The organism is Streptomyces lunalinharesii, assembly GCF_039532155.1.
Lineage (GTDB): Bacteria > Actinomycetota > Actinomycetes > Streptomycetales > Streptomycetaceae > Streptomyces > Streptomyces lunalinharesii.
This window is the reverse complement of record NZ_BAAARK010000039.1, coordinates 39724-57483: the sequence shown is the minus strand read 5'-3', so window position 1 is coordinate 57483 and position 17760 is coordinate 39724. Positions and strand designations below refer to the sequence as shown.

The window sequence follows — 17760 nt, the reverse complement described above, 5'->3', positions numbered from 1 at the left end:
GCAGCAGTCCGACAACCCACCCCGCGGCCCCCGGACCCGCCACCACGAACGACAAAGGGGCGACGCCCCACACCCCACCCCCGCCGAAGGCGAAAGGACAGACGCCCCACGGCGGCAAACCCAACAACGTGGGAAGCCCCCCCCGGCGGCCTAGCCGGCAAGCATCAGCCCGATCCCCGCCACCATCAACCCGGCCGCCGCCAACCGCGGCAGCCCGAAGCGTTCCTTGAAGAACACCGTGCCGATGGCGGCCCCGACGATGATCGACGATTCGCGCAGCGCCGCGATGGGCGCCAGCGGTGCGCGGGTCTGCGCCCACAGCACCAGCCCGTACGCGAACACCGAGAGCACCCCGCCGGCCAACCCGCGCAGGGCGAACGGCCGGAGTTCGGCGACGAGGCGGCCGCGGCGGGTGACCAGCGCGTAGAGGGGGATGGCCAGCCCTTCGAGGAGCATCAGCCAGCCGATGTAGCCGAGCGGGGTCTCGGAGGCGCGGACGCCCAGGCCGTCGACGGTGGTGTACGAGGCGATGGACAGGCCGGTGGCGAGGGCGGCCGCGATCGCCGGCCAGTGCGGGCGGGCGCCGGAGCCGCGGATGCCCCAGACCGCCAGCCCCACCAGGCCCGCGGAGGCCAGTGCGACCCCGGCCAGCGCCCAGCTGCTCGGCACCTCGTGCACGAAGAGCGCGGCGAGGACCGTGACGACCAGCGGCGCGGTGCCCCGGGCGATCGGGTACATCTGGCCGAAGTCGCCCATGCGGAACGACTGCATCAGCAGGCCCTGGTAGAGGATGTGCAGGACCGCGGAGCCCAGCAGGTACGGCCAGGCGGCGGCCGCCGGCAGCGGGGTGAAGCAGGCCAGGGCCGCGCCGCACAGCGCCCCGCCGCCACCGACCAGGGTGAAGGCCAGGAGCTGGTCGCGTATCCCGTGGGCGATGGCGTTCCAACTGGCGTGGGTGACGGCGGCCAGCAGCACGGCCGCCACGACCAGCGGCGTCACGAGGACTGCTCGCGCACGTCCACCAGCCGGGCCCCGGCGTGGGCGAGCAGGGGCCGCGGGGCGAGCGGGAAGACGGTGTGCGGGGTGCCGGCGGCGGCCCAGACCGTGTCCTGGGCGAGGAGGCGGCGGTCGGCGAGGACGGTGGTGCGGGTGCGGTGGCCGAACGGCGGGACGCCGCCGATGGCGTAGCCGGTGGTCTCGCGGACGAGCGCGGCGTCGGCCCGGGTGACCTTGGCGGCGCCGAGTTCGTCGCGGACCCGCGCCAGGTCCACCCGGGAGGCGCCGTCCATCAGGACCAGCACCGGCTCGCCGTCGGCGACGAAGATCAACGACTTGACGATCTGGGCGAGGTCGCAGCCGACCGCCGCGGCGGCCTCCGCGGCGGTCCGGGTGGCCTCGGGGAACGCGCGCACCGCCACGCTGAGGTCGAGCGCGGCGAGGGCTTCGGCGAAGCGGGGGTGGGCCTGGGCGGTCGGTGCGGTCGGAGGATTGTCGGTCGCGGAATCGCTCATGGCCCGCACGCTAGCGAAAGCTGTACGGGCCATGCGAACGAGATCCGGACGCTGGACACCCCGGCTGTTCGGGGCGTCCGGCGTCCGGGGCGGCTCAGCCGGCGGTGAGGAGGGCGCGGACCACCGGGCCGGCGTTGGTGCCGCCGTGCCCACTGGCCGGGACGACCGCGGCGGCCGCCAGGTCGTTGCGGTAGGCGGCGAACCAGGCGTTGGGCTTGTCCTGGTTGTCGACCTCGGCGGAGCCCGTCTTGGCGCCGATGTCGCCGCTGATGCCCTGCATCGCCTCGGCACCCGTGCCGGCGGTGGCGGTCAGCTTCATCAGCGACTTGAGGTTGGACGCGGTGTCCGGCTTCATGGTGCGCGCGGCCTTGGCGAAGGCCCGGTTGTCCAGCGACGGCGCGACGATGTACGGCTGGCGGAACCCGCCGGACTGGGCGGTGGCGGCGATCGACGCGACGTTCAGCGGGTTCATCCGGACCCCGCCCTGGCCGATCAGCGAGGCCGCCATCTGGGCGTCGTGCTGGACGGGGACGGCGCCGTCGAAGGTGGGGATGCCGGTCGCCCAGTTCAGCCCGATGCCGAAGACGTCCCGGGCCTCCTTGGTCAGGTCGTCGTCGCCGAGGTCCTTGGCGTGCCCGATGAAGGCGTTGTTGCAGGACGCCGCGAAGCTCTGCGCGAAGGTGCCGTCGGGGATCTCGGACTTGTTGAGGTTCTGGAACTTCCAGCCGCCGACGGTGACGAACTTCGGGCACGGGTTCTTCTTGTCCGGCGCCGTCAGCCCCTTGTCCATCAGCATCGCGGACGTGACGATCTTCATCGTCGAACCGGGCGCCAGCGACCCCTGGGTGGCCACGTTGAAGCCGCCGGCGGGGGAGTTGGCGAGCGCCAGGATCTCCCCGGTGCTGGGCTTGACGGCCGCCGCGGACGCCGACTTCTTGCCCTTGATCGCGTTCTCGGCGGCGGTCTGGAGCTTGGCGTCGAGCGTCGTGTGCAGGGTGCCCGGGGTGCCCTTGGAGAGCACCTTCAGCGTCTTGTCGGGCTGCTGCTTGTTGCTGTCGGCGGACTTGGCGCGGTGGACGTAGAGCTCCACGCCCGGCTTGCCGTCGGTCTTGCTGCCGTACTTGGTGCGCAGGCTGTCCAGCACCCCGGCGAGCGTCGGGTGGTCCTTGGCGGTCAGCTCGACGCCGTTGCGGTCCACCGCCTTGATCGGGGGCGCCTCGGCCTCCCCGGTGCGCAGTTCGTCGCCCTTGGCCAGACCCGGGTAGAGCGTCGACGGCTCCCAGGCGACCTGCGGCTTCCCGGTGGCCTTGGCGCGCTGGAGGGTCACCGTGCTGCCGTACGAGAACGGGGTCTTCACGGCCTTGTAGGCGATCTCGGTGCTGACCGTGTACGGCACCTTGTCGCCGGCCGGGGTGCCCGGCTTCAGCGTCACCTTCGAGAACTTCGCCTGCGGGGCGAAGGCGGTCAGGGCGGTCCGGGCGGCGTCCGGGTTGTCGGTCAGCGCCGCGGCCTTGGCGACGTCACCGGACTGCCAGGCCGTCAGGAAGGTCTGGGCGGTGGTGTTGACTTCCTTGGCGGTGAGCGGGCCGGAGGGCACCGCGGGGCCGCCGTCGCCCGATTTGGCATCCGCCGACCTGACCGCCTGCGGAGCCCCGTCGTCCGATCCGCCGAACAGCGTGAAACCACCGACGACGCCCGCCACCAGGGCCACCGACCCGCCGATCAGTCCGTACTTCACCTCGCGGCGCATGCCACCGATCCCCTCCCAGGAGCTTGATCCTTGAGTACGCACCCAAGAACGCCCATCGCACTCTAAGGGACACGGGCACGCGGTGAGTCTCGATCCGGGCACGGTCCGGTGACGCTCCGTCGAACCGATGTGACGGGTTCGCCACATCGGTTCGGCTCAGACCCAGCTGTCGAACCACATCCGGTTGTGCCAGGCGCTCTTGGGGATCGGCATACCCGTATAGAGGGGATAGAAGTAGATGAAGTTCCACACGATCAGGAGGACGAGGACACCGGCGCCGACCGCGCCGAGGGTGCGCCGCCGTTCGCTGGCCCCCGGCGGTCCGATGATCGCGCCGATCATCATCGCCAGCGCCAGGCACAGGAACGGCACGAAGACCACGGCGTAGAAGAGGAAGATGGTCCGCTCCTGGTAGAGGAACCACGGCAGGTAGCCGGCCGCGACGCCGCAGGCGATCGCCCCGGCCCGCCAGTCCCGTCGGAACAGCCACCGCCACAGCACGTACAGCAGCGCGAAGCAGGCCGCCCACCACAGCAGCGGGGTGCCCAGCGCCAGCACCTCGCGGGCGCAGCCCTCGGCGGCGGTGCAGCCGTCCTGCCCGGCCTTGGGGTCCTCGTAGAAGTACGAGACCGGGCGGCCCAGGACCAGCCAGCTCCACGGGTTGGACATGTAGGTGTGCGGCGTGGTCAGGCCGGTGTGGAAGGCGTAGACCTCGCTCTGGTAGTGCCACAGGCTGCGCAGCCAGTCCGGCAGCCAGGTGAACGAGCCCTGCTGGCCCTCGGGGGAGGTGGCCCAGTCGCGGTAGTAGCCGCCCTTGGTGGCGATCCAGCCGCTCCAGGACGCCAGGTAGGTGGCGAGCGCCACCACGACCGTGGCGCCGAACGCGGGCAGCGCGTCGCGCCGCAGCACCGACCGGAACGGGCGCCGGGCGCCGGCGGTGCGCCGCGCGCCCATGTCCCACAGCACCGACATCAGCGCGAACGCGGCCAGGAAGTACAGGCCGTTCCACTTCGTCGCCGCCGACAGGCCCAGGCACAGTCCGGCCGCGAGCCGCCAGGGCCGCCAGCCCAGCCGCAGCCGGTCGCCGACGTCGTCGTCCGGTCGGGCCACCCCGGCCGGGCCGAGGGGCAGCGCCGCCGCCAGCCGGGCCCGGGTGCGGTCCCGGTCCACCAGCAGGCAGCCGAAGCCGGCCAGCACCCAGAACATCACGATCAGGTCGAGCAGCGCGGTGCGGCTCATCACGAAGTGCAGCCCGTCCACCGCCAGCAGGGCGCCGGCCAGGCAGCCCAGTGCCGTCGAGCGCAGCAGCCGCCGCCCGATGCGGCAGACCAGCAGCACCGACAGGGTGCCGAGCAGCGCGGTCATGAACCGCCAGCCGAAGGGGTTCATCCCGAACGCCCACTCGCCCAGCGCGATCAGCCACTTGCCCATCGGCGGATGGACGACGTACGAGTGCTCCGGCGAGAGCAGGATCTGCGGGGGATGGGCCAGCAGGGCGTCGTTGGCGTTCTTCGCCCAGGTGCCCTCGTAGCCGTACTGGAGCAGCGACCAGGCGTCCTTGGGGTAGTACGTCTCGTCGAATATCACCTTGCGCGGGCTGCCGAGGTTCCAGAAGGTCAGCACGCCCGCGAACAGCGTCACCAGCAGCGGTCCGAGCCAGCCCGACCAACGCGCGAGCCGCCGGGCCAGCTCCGGGCCGGTGCCGAACAGCGCCCACACCCGCCCGTCCGGCTCGGGGAACGGCGCCACCAGCCGTGTGTGGACGTCGGCCGCGGGCCGGCCGGCGTACCCGAACCGGCGCAGCCGCCGCTGCCACGCGGGGGGCCGGTCGGCCGGCTCCGGGGTGCGCAGGGCGGCCGGATGCGTCGCACTGGTGTCACTCGTCACCCGGCCCATCGTAGGGAAGCGGTCTGTGCGGCGGGGGCGCGCGGCGCCGGGCCGGTACCGCGCGTCTCCGGCCCGGGCCCGGCCGGGCACCGGCGCGGGGCTGGGAGGATGGGGGCGTGACTGGAACGCTGGTACTTGCAGGGACGCCCATCGGTGACGTCGCGGACGCCCCGCCGCGGCTCGCCGCCGAACTGGCCGCCGCCGACGTGATCGCGGCCGAGGACACCCGGCGGCTGCGCCGACTGACCCAGGCGCTGGAGGTCCAGCCGACCGGCCGGATCGTGTCGTACTTCGAGGGCAACGAGGCGGCCCGCACGCCCGAGCTGGCGGACGCGCTGTCCGGTGGGGCGCGGGTGCTGCTGGTCACCGACGCCGGCATGCCGTCGGTCTCCGACCCGGGCTACCGGCTGGTCGCGGCGGCCGTCGAGCGCGACATCAAGGTCACCGCGGTGCCCGGGCCGAGTGCGGTGCTCACCGCCCTCGCGGTGTCCGGGCTGCCGGTGGACCGGTTCTGCTTCGAGGGGTTCCTGCCGCGCAAGGCGGGGGAGCGGCTGTCCCGGCTGCGGGACGTCGCCGACGAGCGGCGCACCCTGGTCTACTTCGAGGCGCCGCACCGCCTGGACGACACCCTCGCCGCGATGGCCGAGGTCTTCGGCGCGGACCGGCGGGCGGCGGTCTGCCGCGAGCTGACCAAGACCTACGAGGAGGTCCGGCGCGGCGGGCTGGGCGAGCTGGCGGCGTGGGCCGCCGAGGGCGTCCGCGGGGAGATCACCGTCGTCGTCGAGGGCGCCCCGGAGAGCGGGCCGGGGGAGCTGGACGCCGCGGAGCTGGTGCGCCGGGTGCGGGTGCGCGAGGAGGCCGGGGAGCGCCGCAAGGAGGCGATCGCGGCGGTGGCGGCGGACGCCGGGCTGCCCAAGCGGGAGGTCTTCGACGCGGTGGTGGCGGCGAAGAACGCCGAGCGGGACGCCGGACGGGGCGCGCCCGGGACGGCGTGACCGGCCCGCCCGGCTGAGCGTGAAACCGCTCGGGAGAGCACAAAAGCCCAGACCAGAGCCATGATCCGACCTGCGGGAAGGTAAACGGCCGGCATCGAAGGTAAAGCGATCACCCGCCCAGCGGTGCGTTTGTCCTACGACCTGCCAAATCTGGGCCAATAGGTAGCAGCTCGGCTGCGTTCCGCCCGCGAAAGGCGTTCCCTGGGAACCGGGACCTCCCGTCCCCGGAGAGCTTGTCCAGCGGACAAGAGGAGCGCACATGAGCGACACCACGAAGACCACCGCCGGTACCCCCGGTGCGGCGCCCGCACACACCGTTCCGCCCCACCCCCGTCGGTCCGAGCCCGCGGCCCACGAGGCGTACGCCTTCTGCTGCATGGGCTGCGGCCACGGCTGGGAGCAGGCGTACGAGATCGAGCACCAGGTGGATGCCAAGGGCGTCACGCACGCCGTCTACTACGCGGACGGCGAGCGCGTCCCGTCCCCCCTGACCCACCCCACGTGCGCCAACTGCGGCGGCCACGTCGTCCGCATCATGCGTTCCGGTCAGGTCTCGATGGTCTCCGACGCGATCGCGCACCTGCACCAGCGCCCGCAGCACCACCGCAAGGCCGCCCACCGCGAGGACGCCGCCGGGCACGAGGACACCGGCCCCCGCGACGGCTCCGGACGCACCGGCAGCACCGCCGACCCCGAACGGCACCACTGGCACCTCTCCGACCTGCTGCACCCCTTCCAGCACCACCGCAGGTGAGGCGCCGGCCGCGGCCCTCGTAGGATCGCGGCCATGGCCAAGCAGGACAACGACACCCCGCCGCCGCTGCCGGAACCCCTCCGGGTGCCGGTCGCGGACTCGCACACCCATCTGGACATGCAGGACACCACCGTCGAGGCGGCGCTCGCCAAGGCCGCCTCCGTCGGTGTGACCACCCTCGTCCAGGTGGGCTGCGACCTGGCCGGCTCGCGCTGGGCCGCGGACACCGCCGCCGCCCACGCCGCGGTGCACGCCGCCGTCGCCCTGCACCCCAACGAAGCACCCCGGATCGTGCTCGGCGACCCCGACGGCTGGTCCCGGCAGGGGGCCCGGGCCGGCGGCGGGGACGCCGCCCTCGACGCCGCGCTCACCGAGATCGACGCCCTCGCCGCCCGCCCCGAGGTCCGCGGCGTCGGCGAGACCGGCCTGGACTACTTCCGCACCGGCCCCGAGGGCACCGCCGCCCAGCAGCGCTCCTTCCGCGCCCACATCGAGATCGCCAAGCGGCGCGGCAAGGCCCTGGTCATCCACGACCGGGAGGCCCACGACGACGTGCTGCGCATCCTGCGCGAGGAGGGCGCGCCCGACCGGGTCGTCTTCCACTGCTACTCCGGCGACGCCGCGATGGCCGAGACCTGCGCCGCCGCCGGCTACTTCATGTCCTTCGCCGGCAACATCACCTTCAAGAACGCCCAACCGCTGCGCGACGCCCTCGCCGTCGCCCCGCCCGAACTGGTGCTCGTCGAGACCGACGCCCCCTTCCTCACCCCCGCGCCGTACCGCGGACGGGCCAACGCCCCCTACCTCATCCCGTACACGCTGCGCGCCATGGCCGTGGTGAAGGGCATGACGGAGGACGCGCTGGCCTCGGCCGTAGCCGCCAACACCGCCCGCGCGTTCGACTACTGACGCCGCCGGGAACCGTTTGGCTACCCCGCGCCACCGCGGCGAGTTGGGTCCGCCGCCCGCACTCCGCTACATTCCGCGCTTGACCGGTTACCGGACGACACCCGTGGCAGGTACAGCGTGAGTGCTTCGCAGAGCGGCCAACGCGTCGGGCGCGGCCGTGGCCGCCGCCGGCGCGCCACCGACACCCCGGAACAACTGCGCCGGCTGCTGCCCCGCGCACTGGTCGTCGCGTTCCTCGCCGGCGGCACCACCGCCTTCGTCGCGCACGACAAGGCCGTCAAGCTCAGCATCGACGGCGATCCCCGCACCCTGCACACCTTCGCCGACGACGTCGACGAACTCCTCGGCGACCAGAAACTCGACATCGGCCGCCACGACATCGTCGCCCCCACCCCCGGAACCGACCTGGCCAGCGGCGACGAGATCGTGGTCCGGCACGGCCGGCCGGTCATGCTCACCCTCGACGGGCAGCGCCGCCAGGTGTGGACCACCGCCGACACCGTCGCCGGGGCCCTGCACCAGCTCGGGGTCCGCGCCGAGGGCGCCTACCTCTCCGCCGCCCGCTCCCAGCACATCGCCCGGCACGGCCTGGAACTGCACGTCCGCACCGAACGCGCCCTGGTCTTCGTCGCCGACGGCCGCGAGTACCACGTCCGCACCAACGCCGCGACCGTCCGCGAGGCCCTCGCCCAGGCCGGCCTGGCACTGCGCGACCGGGACACCACCTCGGTGCCGCCGGACAGCTTCCCCCGCGACGGCCAGACCGTCTCCGTGCTGCGCATCACCGGCACCACCGAGGTCCACGAGCAGCCCGTGCCGTTCCGCACCGTCAAGCGGCCCGACCCGGCGCTGCCGCGCGGCACCGAAGTGGTGGTCCGCCCCGGTGTCCCCGGCCTGCGGCGCGTCACCTACCGCCGCGACACCGTCAACGGGGTGCGCCGCAAGCCCCACAAGGTGGCCGTCGAGACGGTCCACCGCCCCAGCCCGCAGATCATCCACGTCGGCACCCAGGCGCTGCCCACCTCCGTCGGCGGCGCCGACGGCCTGGCCTGGCAGGCGCTCGCCCAGTGCGAGGCCGGCGGCCGCCCGGACGCGGTCGACGCCTCGGGCACCTACGGCGGGCTCTACCAGTTCGACGTCGGGACCTGGCACGGGCTCGGCGGCGCCGGCCGACCCCAGGACGCCCCCGCCGACGAGCAGACCTTCCGGGCCAAGAAGCTCTACGTCACCCGGGGCGCGAGCCCGTGGCCGGTCTGCGGCCGTAAGCTTCACGGGTGAGCGACCGCAAGACCACTGACGAAACCGGCCCGCTGCTGGGCCCCGCCGACGTCCGGGAACTGGCCACCGCGCTGGGCGTACGCCCGACCAAACAGCGCGGCCAGAACTTCGTCATCGACGCCAACACCGTCCGCCGGATCGTCCGGACCGCCGAGGTCCGCCCCGACGACGTGGTCGTCGAGGTCGGTCCGGGCCTGGGCTCGTTGACCCTGGCGCTGTTGGAGGCCGCCGACCGGGTCATCGCCGTCGAGATCGACGACGTGCTCGCCGCGGCGCTGCCCGGCACCGTCGCGGCCCGGCTGCCCGAGCGCGCCGACCGCTTCGCGCTCGTCCACCGCGACGCCCTGCACGTCACCGAGCTGCCCGGCCCGGCCCCCACCGCCCTGGTCGCCAACCTCCCGTACAACGTCGCGGTGCCGGTGCTGCTGCACATGCTGGAGCGGTTCCCGACCATCGAACGGACCCTGGTCATGGTCCAGGCCGAGGTCGCCGACCGGCTCGCCGCCGGCCCGGGCAACAAGGTCTACGGCGTCCCGTCGGTCAAGGCCAACTGGTACGCCGAGGTCAAGCGGGCCGGCGCGATCGGCCGCAACGTCTTCTGGCCCGCGCCCAACGTCGAATCCGGTCTGGTCTCGCTCGTCCGCCGGAGCGCACCGCTGCCCTCGCGGGCCTCCCGGGAAGAGGTCTTCGCGGTCGTCGACGCCGCCTTCGCGCAGCGCCGCAAGACCCTGCGGGCCGCCCTCGCCGGCTGGGCCGGCTCGGCACCGGCCGCCGAGGCCGCCCTGGTCGCGGCCGGCGTCTCCCCGCAGGCCCGGGGCGAGTCGCTGAGCATCGAGTCCTTCATCGCCATCGCCGAGAACAAGGTCCCGGCCACGGACCAGGAGACCGCCCGATGACCCGCAGCGCCCCCGACCGCGTCACCGTCCGGGTGCCCGCCAAGGTCAACGTCCAGCTCGCCGTCGGCGGCCGCCGCCCCGACGGCTTCCACGACCTGGCCAACGTCTTCCTCGCCGTCGGCCTGCACGACGAGGTCACCGCCACCCCCGCCGACGCCCTGACGCTCACCTGCACCGGCCCGGACGCCGACCAGGTGCCGCTGGACGAGTCCAACCTCGCCGCCCGCGCCGCCCGCGCGCTGGCCGCCCGGCACGGCCTGGCCCCGGCCGTCCACCTGCACATCGCCAAGGACATCCCGGTCGCCGGCGGCATGGCCGGCGGCAGCGCGGACGCCGCCGGCGCCCTGCTGGCCTGCGACACCCTGTGGGGGACCGCCACCGGGCAGGACGAACTCCTCGCGATCTGCGCCGAGTTGGGCAGCGACGTGCCGTTCAGCCTGGTCGGCGGGGCGGCCCTCGGCCGAGGCCGCGGCGAACTCCTGGAGCCGCTGCCCGTCGGCGGCACCTTCCACTGGGTCTTCGCGGTCGCCGACGGCGGCCTGTCCACCCCCGCCGTCTACAAGGAGTGCGACCGCCTGCGCGACGCCTCCGGCACCGGCGCGACCACCGCCGACGTCCCCGACCCCGAGCCGACCCCGGCCCTCCTGGACGCGCTGCGCACCGGCGACCCGGCCGCCCTCGCCGCCGCCCTGAGCAACGACCTCCAGGCGGCGGCGCTCTCGCTGCGCCCGTCGCTGGCCGCCACCCTCGCCGCCGGCACGGACGCCGGGGCGCTGGCCGCCCTGGTCTCCGGCTCCGGCCCGACCACGGCGTTCCTGGTGGCCGACGCCGACCAGGCCGACCGGGTCGCCGCGGCCCTGCGGGCTTCCGGCACCTGCCGCACGGCCCGCACCACCACCGGGCCGGCCCCCGGGGCGACGGTCCTGCCCCAGGGGTAAGGCCCCAGGGGTAACGGGAGCACGCCGTACGGCACCGAGCACTACGGTCCGTGATCGATCCGTAGCCGTAACGTGTCCGTCCGCCGGCAACCGTTCGACCCGCCGTTCGAGTCTGGACCTGCATGACGGATTCGAGAGCGGGCATCCGGCGACGAAGCGCGGCCACGGCCGGGGCGGCGGCCCTGCTGGTGGTGCTCGGCGGAATGGCGGCCTCCGGCTGCGCGGCGTCCCCGCGGGCGGACGAACCTCCCCAGCGGGCGAAGCTGACGTTCACGCACGAGCTGGCCACGAGCTACCTTCGGAATTACACGGAGTCGGAACGGGCGGAGATGGGCGACCCTTCCGAGCTGTTCTCCGTCGGCCTGGCGGCGAGCCGGGTCTCCCCGGGCACGGGGCAGGTGAGCGCCAGGAACATCAAGGTGACCGTCGACACGACCGCCACGAAGTCGGTGACGTTCAACAACATGCATCGGGAGCAGGGATGCAAGGGCGTCCGTGGTCTCATCACCTGCACCCCGAAGAACCTCAAGGCGGGCGACTCCGTGAACCTCCTGCTGTTCGACACGGTGGTGAGGAGGGACGTGGAGGACGGCCCGGCCGGGCCCATAGAGATCACCGTGACCAGCGACAACGCCCCCACCATCCACCGGACGATCCAACTGGTCGCCGGAGCACCACAGTTCGCCGCACGCCAAGGTGAAGGCTTGACCGACGTGGCGCCCGGCTCCGAGGTGAAGGTGCGCCCCGCCTTCGGCATCAGTGGGAGATCAGGTCTGGACGACGACCTCAGCGTCGTGGTGGACGTGAAGGGGCAGGCGACGCTGCGCAGGGAGTTCAGCAACTGCCGTTACGACACGGCGGACGCACCGAAGACGGCGGTCTGTACGTTCCCCCGGCCGCTGCCCGCCGGAGCGGCGTACGAGACCGACCGGCCTTTCACTGCCGCGATCGACGGGACCGGGAGACAGGGCGCGATCACCTACACCGTGTATCCCGCCCCCAACACGCCGTCCAGTGTGCAGTTGCCCGACTCGGCCCCGCGGGGTACCGGCGCGCCGCTCGGGTTCCGTCCGGTCGACGGCAGCCTGTTCGCCACGTTCGGCCCGGAGTTCGCCTACGGCGTCGTGCCGTTCCTCACGACCCGGGCCCGGGACCTACAGGTCAACGGGTTCGCGCTCAAGGGCCAGGTGGGCCAGACGAACGACGTCAGCGTGAAGGACCTGGACGGCTACTACGAGGACGGCGTGTTCCTGACCCTGCCCGAAGGTGTCAGCCTGGCGTGGCACCCCACGGGCGAAGGGCACGAAGAGCTCTACTGCGATTACGTCGACGAGAAGAGCCGGAAGGTGCTGTGCCCGGCACCCCTGATCGACCCGCCCACCCTGCGGTTCCGCATCGACAAACGGGTCGAGGGCGCCCGGGGCACGGTCTCTGTGCAGCCCGATCCGGAACACCCGGACCCGGACCTGACCAACAACACCGCCCCGATCACGGTGGAGTACGTGGACTGACGGGCCGGCGCGGGCGCGGCGTCACGGGTAGCGCGGCAGTTTCTCCGTCGAGATCGTCCACTCGGCGATGGTGACGTCCTCGCCGTAGACGAAGTCCTTGCGGGTGGCGTAGCGGGGGCCTTCCGGGGTCGGGTGGATGTCCGTGAAGACGGCGCCGGTCCCGGTGCGGGGGTCGAAGACCGCGTAGATCGGAATGCCGATCAAGGGGTAGTCGCGCACCTTGCCCACCCAGTCGTTGTCCGGGTTGGACTGGGAGACGACCTCGATGGCGGCGACGAGCGTGCGGGGGTCGAAAGATCCCTGCCCCTCCATGTCGTCCCAGGCGATCACCACCACGTCGGGGTGGCGCATGATGCCCTCCGGCTCTTCTTCCACGTCAGGGGTTCCTGTGTGGGCCAGGAGTCCGTCCGGCATCACCTTCTCCAGACGGCGGCTGACCTGGGCCGCGGTCAGCTCGTGCGGGCGCCTGGGAGACATCATGTCGTGAACGATCCCTTCAACGGTGATCTCCAGCTTGCCTGGAACGCGATCCTGCATTCGCCCGACGATGTCGCGCATCGCCTGGTACTGGGAAGAAACCTGCCGTGCGTCGTCAGGGGCGATGGTCATGGCGCGCGCTCCTCGTCTGTGCTCAGGCGCAAGGGTCGTCACGTTCATGCTAGGTGGCCTCCATGAGGGTGGATCGGCAGTCGCGGCAGCGTCCTGGGTGTGGCGCGCGGAAGGCGCGCTCGCAGGCGTCGCAGGTCTGGAGGGGGTCCGGGCGCGGGGGCGCCGGTGCGCTGGCGGGGAGGGGCGGCGGCAGTGACGCCGTGAGGCGGTGGGCGAGGAGGGCCGCCGGGTTGCGGAGGCCGGGCGGCAGGTCGGCCGCCAGGGTGCGGCGTACGGCGTCGGGTGGCGCCTCACGTTCGAGCCAGGCGTGCACGGCGGGGGTGAGGCGTGCCACGTCCGCCTCGGAGAGCAGCAGGCGCGGATCGTCGCGCCGCAACTCCGCGAGGATGCGATGGGCCGTGCGCGCGCCGACCGGGTCGGGGCGGCGGGGTGCGGGCAGGGGCGCACGCTCCCGCTGCGGCGCCGGTCTCGTCCGCGGTTCCTTTCGCGGCCTGGGGGCCCGGTCGGCGGGGCGGGGCGCCGGGCGGTGGGGCGCCGCCCCCGGCTGGTTGTACGACACCGTGCGCGTCACCACCCGGCCGCTGGGCAGCCGTTCCCGCGTGCGCTCCAGGTACCCGGCGGCCTCCAACTCCCGCAGCGCGGAGGCGATCCGGGCCTCGCCCTCCGGGAAGCGGGCCGTCAGGCACTTGATGCCGATGCGCGCTCCGGCGGGCAGCGACTGGATGTGCACGGCCAGCCCGATCGCGACGAGCGTCAGCCCGCGGTGCTGGGCGAGGTGGTTGCCGACCACCGTGTAGCGACTGGTGTGACGGGAGTTGACGTGAACGACACCGGACGGGGGAGTCGGCGCGGGAACGCGGGACGCGTGGCGCAAGGGCGCGCTAGGGTTCTGGAAAGCCATGGGGAGGGTTGTCCCTAGTGGTAGCCATCGGGAAGGTCTGCTTCCTTGGTGGTCAGGCCCTCGTTCGGGATGCCAGTCCCGGCCGGGGGCCGAAGCATGTGTGCGGTCGGGCAGGTGTGCACCGGTCGCGGCGAGCATATGCCGCTCAACCCACCCCAATCACAACCGAGTTGGCATATGTCACCCGTGTGAGTGGCGCGCACACGGGGAGGCTGGTGGGGTTGGGAGGGGGGATTTCCCCGGGCTTTACGCCTTTACGTCGCGCCCCGCCGGGACCTGGTCCACCGGGTCGCGGAAACCCACGATGCGGTGGCCGTTCACCGTCACCCGCCCGTGTCGTCGGACTCGGCCAGGCGTTGCGCCACGCGTGCGCGGATGGCCGTGGCGCGGGGGCCGGTGTACGGGGTCAGGCGAGCCAGGGCTTCGGTCCAGTGGGCACGCGCCGCCGCAGGGTCTTCCGGAGAGACGGCAACAGCCAAGTGGTCCAGTTCCACGCCGAGTTCCCAGGCGTCCCCGAGGTCGCGGTGGACGGCTGCGGCCTGCCGGTGGAATCCGGCGGCCTCGCCGTGGCGGCCGAGCGCGGTGTACGTCTGCCCCGTGCCACGCCAGGCCAGGGCTTCACGACCGCGGTCCTTGAGACGCCGGTGGAGCATGGCCGAGCGCTGGTAGGAGGCCAGCGCGTCACCGTGCTGCCCGGCGGCGCGCTGTACGGCACCGAGCGTGAGCAGCCAGAAGCCCTCCAGCCCGCGGTTGCGCAGTCCGAGTGCGAGGGCGAGGGCCTCGTCGATGGCCGCACGGGCCGCAGTGGCCTCGTTCCGCTCGCGGTGGAGCCGGGCGGTGAGCCAGAGGGCGTTGCCGATGCTCTGCTGGTTGCCCAGGGCGCGGTGCGCGGCGAGGGCGGCGCGCAGGGCGGTGTCCGCCTCCGGGAGGCGGCCGGCCTCCAGATGGGCTCCGGCGAGGTTGGCGAGGGCGGTGGCGGACCAGCGCTCCCCGCCCGCCTCGGGCAGGGAACGGAAGATCTCGATGGCCTGTGCGAAGTCGGTGGCGGCGGCCTCCAACTGGCGGCTGCGCAGGTGGATCAGGCCCAGGAGGTTCCGCGCGTGCGCCTCGTCCATCCGTTTCCCGGCGGTGCGGGCAAGGTCGAGGGCGCGTCCCAAGTGGTCTTTGGCCAGGTCGAGTTGGCCCACCGACCGGTAGGACATGCCGAGCTGGTTGAGCAGCAGCAGCTGCCCGTCGGTGTCGTCCGCCTGCTCGGCCGACGCCAGGCCGAGGTGCCCGAAGCCGAGCCAGTCGGCGAAGGAGGCTGAAGCCGCCAGCGCGTTCCACGAGGCCGCGGTCAGCTGCCAGGCATGCCGGTCGAGTCCGGCCGCGGCTGCGGCGCGTACGAGGTGCTCGAAGGTGGGGCGTTCGCGTTCCGCCCAGTCGGCGGCGGCGTCGTAGTCGGCGAAGGCCAGCGGCGGCAGGGGCGTGGTCGACCGGGGGAGCGGCAGGTGGTCCTCGCCGGGCTGGAGCCAGGTCTGCGCCGCGTCGGCAGTGTGCAGGTACCAGTCCAGGACGCGCCGCAGGGCGGCTTCGCGCAGCTCCGCCGGCTCCTCGTCGTGGGCCTGGTCGGCCGCGTAGGCGCGCAGCAGGTCGTGGAACTGGTAGCGGTCGGGTCCGGTCTGCTCCAGCAGATGGGCGCCGACGAGGTCGTCGAGCACCTGTCGGGCGCGGCCGAGGGGGAGGGCGGCGAGCGCGGCGGCCGCGTGCAGCCCGAACTCCGGCCCCGGGTGCAGGCCCAGGAGCCGGAACAGTTGCCCGGAGTGCGGTGGCAGCGCGCGGTAGGACCAGGCGAAGACGGTTCGGACGGCTTCGGCCTCCTCGTCGATGCCGGTGCTGAGCGCGTCCCAGAGCGCGGACTCGTCGTGCAGGTCGGCGAGGAGATCGTCGAGGCGCAGGTGCGGGTGACTGGCGGCCCGCTCGGCGGCTATCCGCAGGGCGAGCGGGAGGTGTGCGCACAGCCGGGCCAGCTCCGTGAGCTGGTCCGGGTCGTCCCCTGGTCGGTAGTCCCGGGTGACGGCCCGCAGCAGGGCGACGGCTTCGGGTTCGGGGAGCGTGCCGAGGGTGATCCGGCGCGCGCCGTCACGCACGGTGAGGCCGGCCAGGCGGTTGCGGCTGGTCACCAGCACCAGGCTGTCCCCGCTGCCGGGCAGCAGCGGCCGCACCTGGCCGACCGCGGCGGCGTTGTCGAGCACGATGAGCATCCGCCGTTCGGCGAGCAGGGAACGGTAGAGCGCGGCCGCGTCGTCCACGTCCTGCGGTACGTCCCCTGCGGCCACCCCGAGCGCCCGCAGGAAACCGCGTAACGCCTGCTCGGCGGTGACCGGCTCGCGCGGATCGTAGCCCCGCAGATTGACGAACAACTGGCCGTCGGGGAAGCGGCCCTTGACCTGGTGGGCCCAGTGCAGGACCAGCGACGTCTTGCCCGCCCCGGCCGTACCGGCCACCACGTGCACGGACACCACGACCTGACCGCCGTCCCGCCCCGTCAGCACGGCGTTCAACTGCCCCAGCTCGTCATTCCGGTTGACGAAGGTGTGCACATCGGCGGGGAGCTGTCGCGGGACGGTCTGCGGGCGGTCGGGCCCGCCCGGCGGATGATGGAAGTGGATGCCACCGGAGACGCTCCCGGCCTGCACGACATCGCGGGACGTCCCGGAGAGGTCGTTGGTGGAGTCCCCGGACCGTCCGTTGGCGTCTGCCGGCATGCCGATCGGTGCGTCCCTTCCGGGTCAGGCCGCCGGGGGCGGCGGCAGTGGCGCGACGACGCGGTCGAAGTACGACGCGAGGTCCTCCGCGGCCGCGTAGGCGCTGCGCACGTATGCCGTCCACGGGGCGACGATGTCGGGTTCGGTGAAGCGGATCGCACCGTCCGGTACCCCGGCGTCGGTGTACAACACCTGGAAGAGCACCTTGCCGTCCTGGATGGTCAGTTCCGGTAGCGGCCCGCCGGTCTCGGCCGCGGCAACCGCCCCGGCGGGCAGGACCCGCACCCGTTCCCCGTACGCGGCACTGATCCGCAGCGAATGCAGCTCCCACTGCACGTACGGCGTCAGCGGCTCCTCCACCACACGCACCCGGTGGAACACCGAGCCGCGGGCCTCCTCGTCCGCCTGGATCCCGCGCAGAGCGTCCCGGCCGTCCTCCAACGCCCGCAGCGCCGGCACCCACTCCCCGCGTCGCAGCGCCTCACGGGACGGGCTCCCGACCTCCTCGAAGTGCTGGAGCCGTTCGAGCTTCCACGACTCGCCGTCCCGGATCGCCGCGTCCCGGGCCCGGAAATCGCGCCGGTACTTCTCGCTGTCGAGCCGCTCACCACGCTCCACGGGGAGCGGCGGAACGTGGCCGTCAAGCATCGTCAATGTCCGGCTTCGCCGCGCTGAGCATGTCGCCGGGGATGACGACGAGCCGTTCGTCCGCCCCGAGCGCCACGCCTTCGGGCAGGCGGGACGCGTAGTCGTCGGTCAGGTCGCGGCCGATGACGGCGATGTCGCCGTTGCTGAGCTGCCAGATGTCCGGGCACTCGTCCCGGCCCTGGGAATTGCCCAGCTCCGCCGCCGATTTCCCCAGCCGCCGAACGAATAACGCCGCTGGGTCCGCTTCCCAGGAACGGGTCACGAGTGCCACCTCCAGCTCCTCGTTGTCACGTAACGCCACGGAGACTCTACTGAGTGAACAAGGAGAGGGGCAGGGCGCGAAACGCCACTCACATGTGCGCATCGTGACGGATCGCCCACCCGGTGGCGCCGCACGCGCGTAACGTGCCGAGGAATCGCGTTGTA

General features: G+C 73.1%; 16 protein-coding genes. 7 read left to right on the top strand and 9 right to left on the bottom strand.

Going from position 1 to position 17760, the window contains the following annotated elements; genetic code table 11:
* Positions 1 to 150: 150 nt before the first annotated feature.
* The 4 genes from ABD385_RS34765 to ABD385_RS34750 form a co-directional block, all read right to left on the bottom strand.
* On the bottom strand, positions 151 to 999 hold the full coding sequence (locus ABD385_RS34765) for an EamA family transporter (RefSeq protein ID WP_344583454.1): 849 nt from the start codon (positions 997 to 999) through the stop codon (positions 151 to 153).
* On the bottom strand, positions 996 to 1511 hold the full coding sequence (locus ABD385_RS34760) for a YbaK/EbsC family protein (protein WP_344583452.1): 516 nt from the start codon (positions 1509 to 1511) through the stop codon (positions 996 to 998). The genes ABD385_RS34765 and ABD385_RS34760 overlap by 4 nt, the downstream gene beginning before the upstream one ends.
* Before the next feature lie 94 nt (positions 1512 to 1605).
* A complete protein-coding gene (locus ABD385_RS34755) occupies positions 1606 to 3261 on the bottom strand; it encodes a penicillin-binding transpeptidase domain-containing protein (protein WP_344583451.1) in 1656 nt (551 codons plus the stop codon).
* A 156-nt stretch (positions 3262 to 3417) separates the two neighbouring features.
* Positions 3418 to 5157: a dolichyl-phosphate-mannose--protein mannosyltransferase gene (locus ABD385_RS34750; RefSeq protein WP_344583449.1), complete on the bottom strand. Its 1740-nt coding sequence runs from the start codon at positions 5155 to 5157 to the stop codon at positions 3418 to 3420.
* Between the two features lie 107 nt (positions 5158 to 5264).
* On the opposite strand from ABD385_RS34750, the gene rsmI reads away from it, so the two are divergent.
* From rsmI to ABD385_RS34715, 7 genes are all read left to right on the top strand, one after another.
* Positions 5265 to 6143, top strand: a complete 879-nt coding sequence (gene rsmI, locus ABD385_RS34745; RefSeq protein WP_344583447.1) for a 16S rRNA (cytidine(1402)-2'-O)-methyltransferase — start codon at positions 5265 to 5267, stop codon at positions 6141 to 6143.
* A 259-nt stretch (positions 6144 to 6402) separates the two neighbouring features.
* Positions 6403 to 6897 carry a hypothetical protein gene (locus ABD385_RS34740; protein ID WP_344583445.1) on the top strand — a complete coding sequence of 165 codons (495 nt, stop codon included), beginning with the start codon at positions 6403 to 6405 and terminating at the stop codon, positions 6895 to 6897.
* 33 nt (positions 6898 to 6930) lie between these two features.
* On the top strand, positions 6931 to 7806 hold the full coding sequence (locus tag ABD385_RS34735; RefSeq protein ID WP_344583443.1) for a TatD family hydrolase: 876 nt from the start codon (positions 6931 to 6933) through the stop codon (positions 7804 to 7806).
* Between the two features lie 117 nt (positions 7807 to 7923).
* Positions 7924 to 9084 carry a resuscitation-promoting factor gene (locus ABD385_RS34730; protein WP_344583441.1) on the top strand — a complete coding sequence of 387 codons (1161 nt, stop codon included), beginning with the start codon at positions 7924 to 7926 and terminating at the stop codon, positions 9082 to 9084.
* Complete coding sequence (rsmA, locus tag ABD385_RS34725) at positions 9081 to 9980, top strand: 16S rRNA (adenine(1518)-N(6)/adenine(1519)-N(6))-dimethyltransferase RsmA (RefSeq protein WP_344583439.1); 900 nt, start codon at positions 9081 to 9083, stop codon at positions 9978 to 9980. The genes ABD385_RS34730 and rsmA overlap by 4 nt, the downstream gene beginning before the upstream one ends.
* Complete coding sequence (locus ABD385_RS34720; protein WP_344583438.1) at positions 9977 to 10918, top strand: 4-(cytidine 5'-diphospho)-2-C-methyl-D-erythritol kinase; 942 nt, start codon at positions 9977 to 9979, stop codon at positions 10916 to 10918. The genes rsmA and ABD385_RS34720 overlap by 4 nt, the downstream gene beginning before the upstream one ends.
* A 122-nt stretch (positions 10919 to 11040) precedes the next feature.
* Entirely contained in the window at positions 11041 to 12429 is a 1389-nt protein-coding gene (locus ABD385_RS34715) for a hypothetical protein (protein ID WP_344583436.1), read from the top strand.
* Positions 12430 to 12450: 21 nt separating this feature from the next.
* On the opposite strand, the gene ABD385_RS34710 is transcribed toward ABD385_RS34715, so the two are convergent.
* From ABD385_RS34710 to ABD385_RS34690, 5 genes are all read right to left on the bottom strand, one after another.
* A complete protein-coding gene (locus ABD385_RS34710; protein ID WP_344583434.1) occupies positions 12451 to 13038 on the bottom strand; it encodes a Uma2 family endonuclease in 588 nt (195 codons plus the stop codon).
* A 49-nt stretch (positions 13039 to 13087) separates the two neighbouring features.
* Entirely contained in the window at positions 13088 to 13939 is an 852-nt protein-coding gene (locus ABD385_RS34705) for a flagellar biosynthesis protein FlhF (protein ID WP_344583432.1), read from the bottom strand.
* A gap of 323 nt (positions 13940 to 14262) precedes the next feature.
* Complete coding sequence (locus ABD385_RS34700; RefSeq protein ID WP_344583430.1) at positions 14263 to 16686, bottom strand: ATP-binding protein; 2424 nt, start codon at positions 16684 to 16686, stop codon at positions 14263 to 14265.
* A gap of 24 nt (positions 16687 to 16710) precedes the next feature.
* Positions 16711 to 17334: a DUF6879 family protein gene (locus ABD385_RS34695; protein ID WP_344583460.1), complete on the bottom strand. Its 624-nt coding sequence runs from the start codon at positions 17332 to 17334 to the stop codon at positions 16711 to 16713.
* Positions 17327 to 17596 (bottom strand): hypothetical protein, encoded by a 270-nt coding sequence (locus tag ABD385_RS34690; RefSeq protein ID WP_344583459.1) that lies wholly within the window; start codon positions 17594 to 17596, stop codon positions 17327 to 17329. The genes ABD385_RS34695 and ABD385_RS34690 overlap by 8 nt, the downstream gene beginning before the upstream one ends.
* Positions 17597 to 17760: the final 164 nt, after the last annotated feature.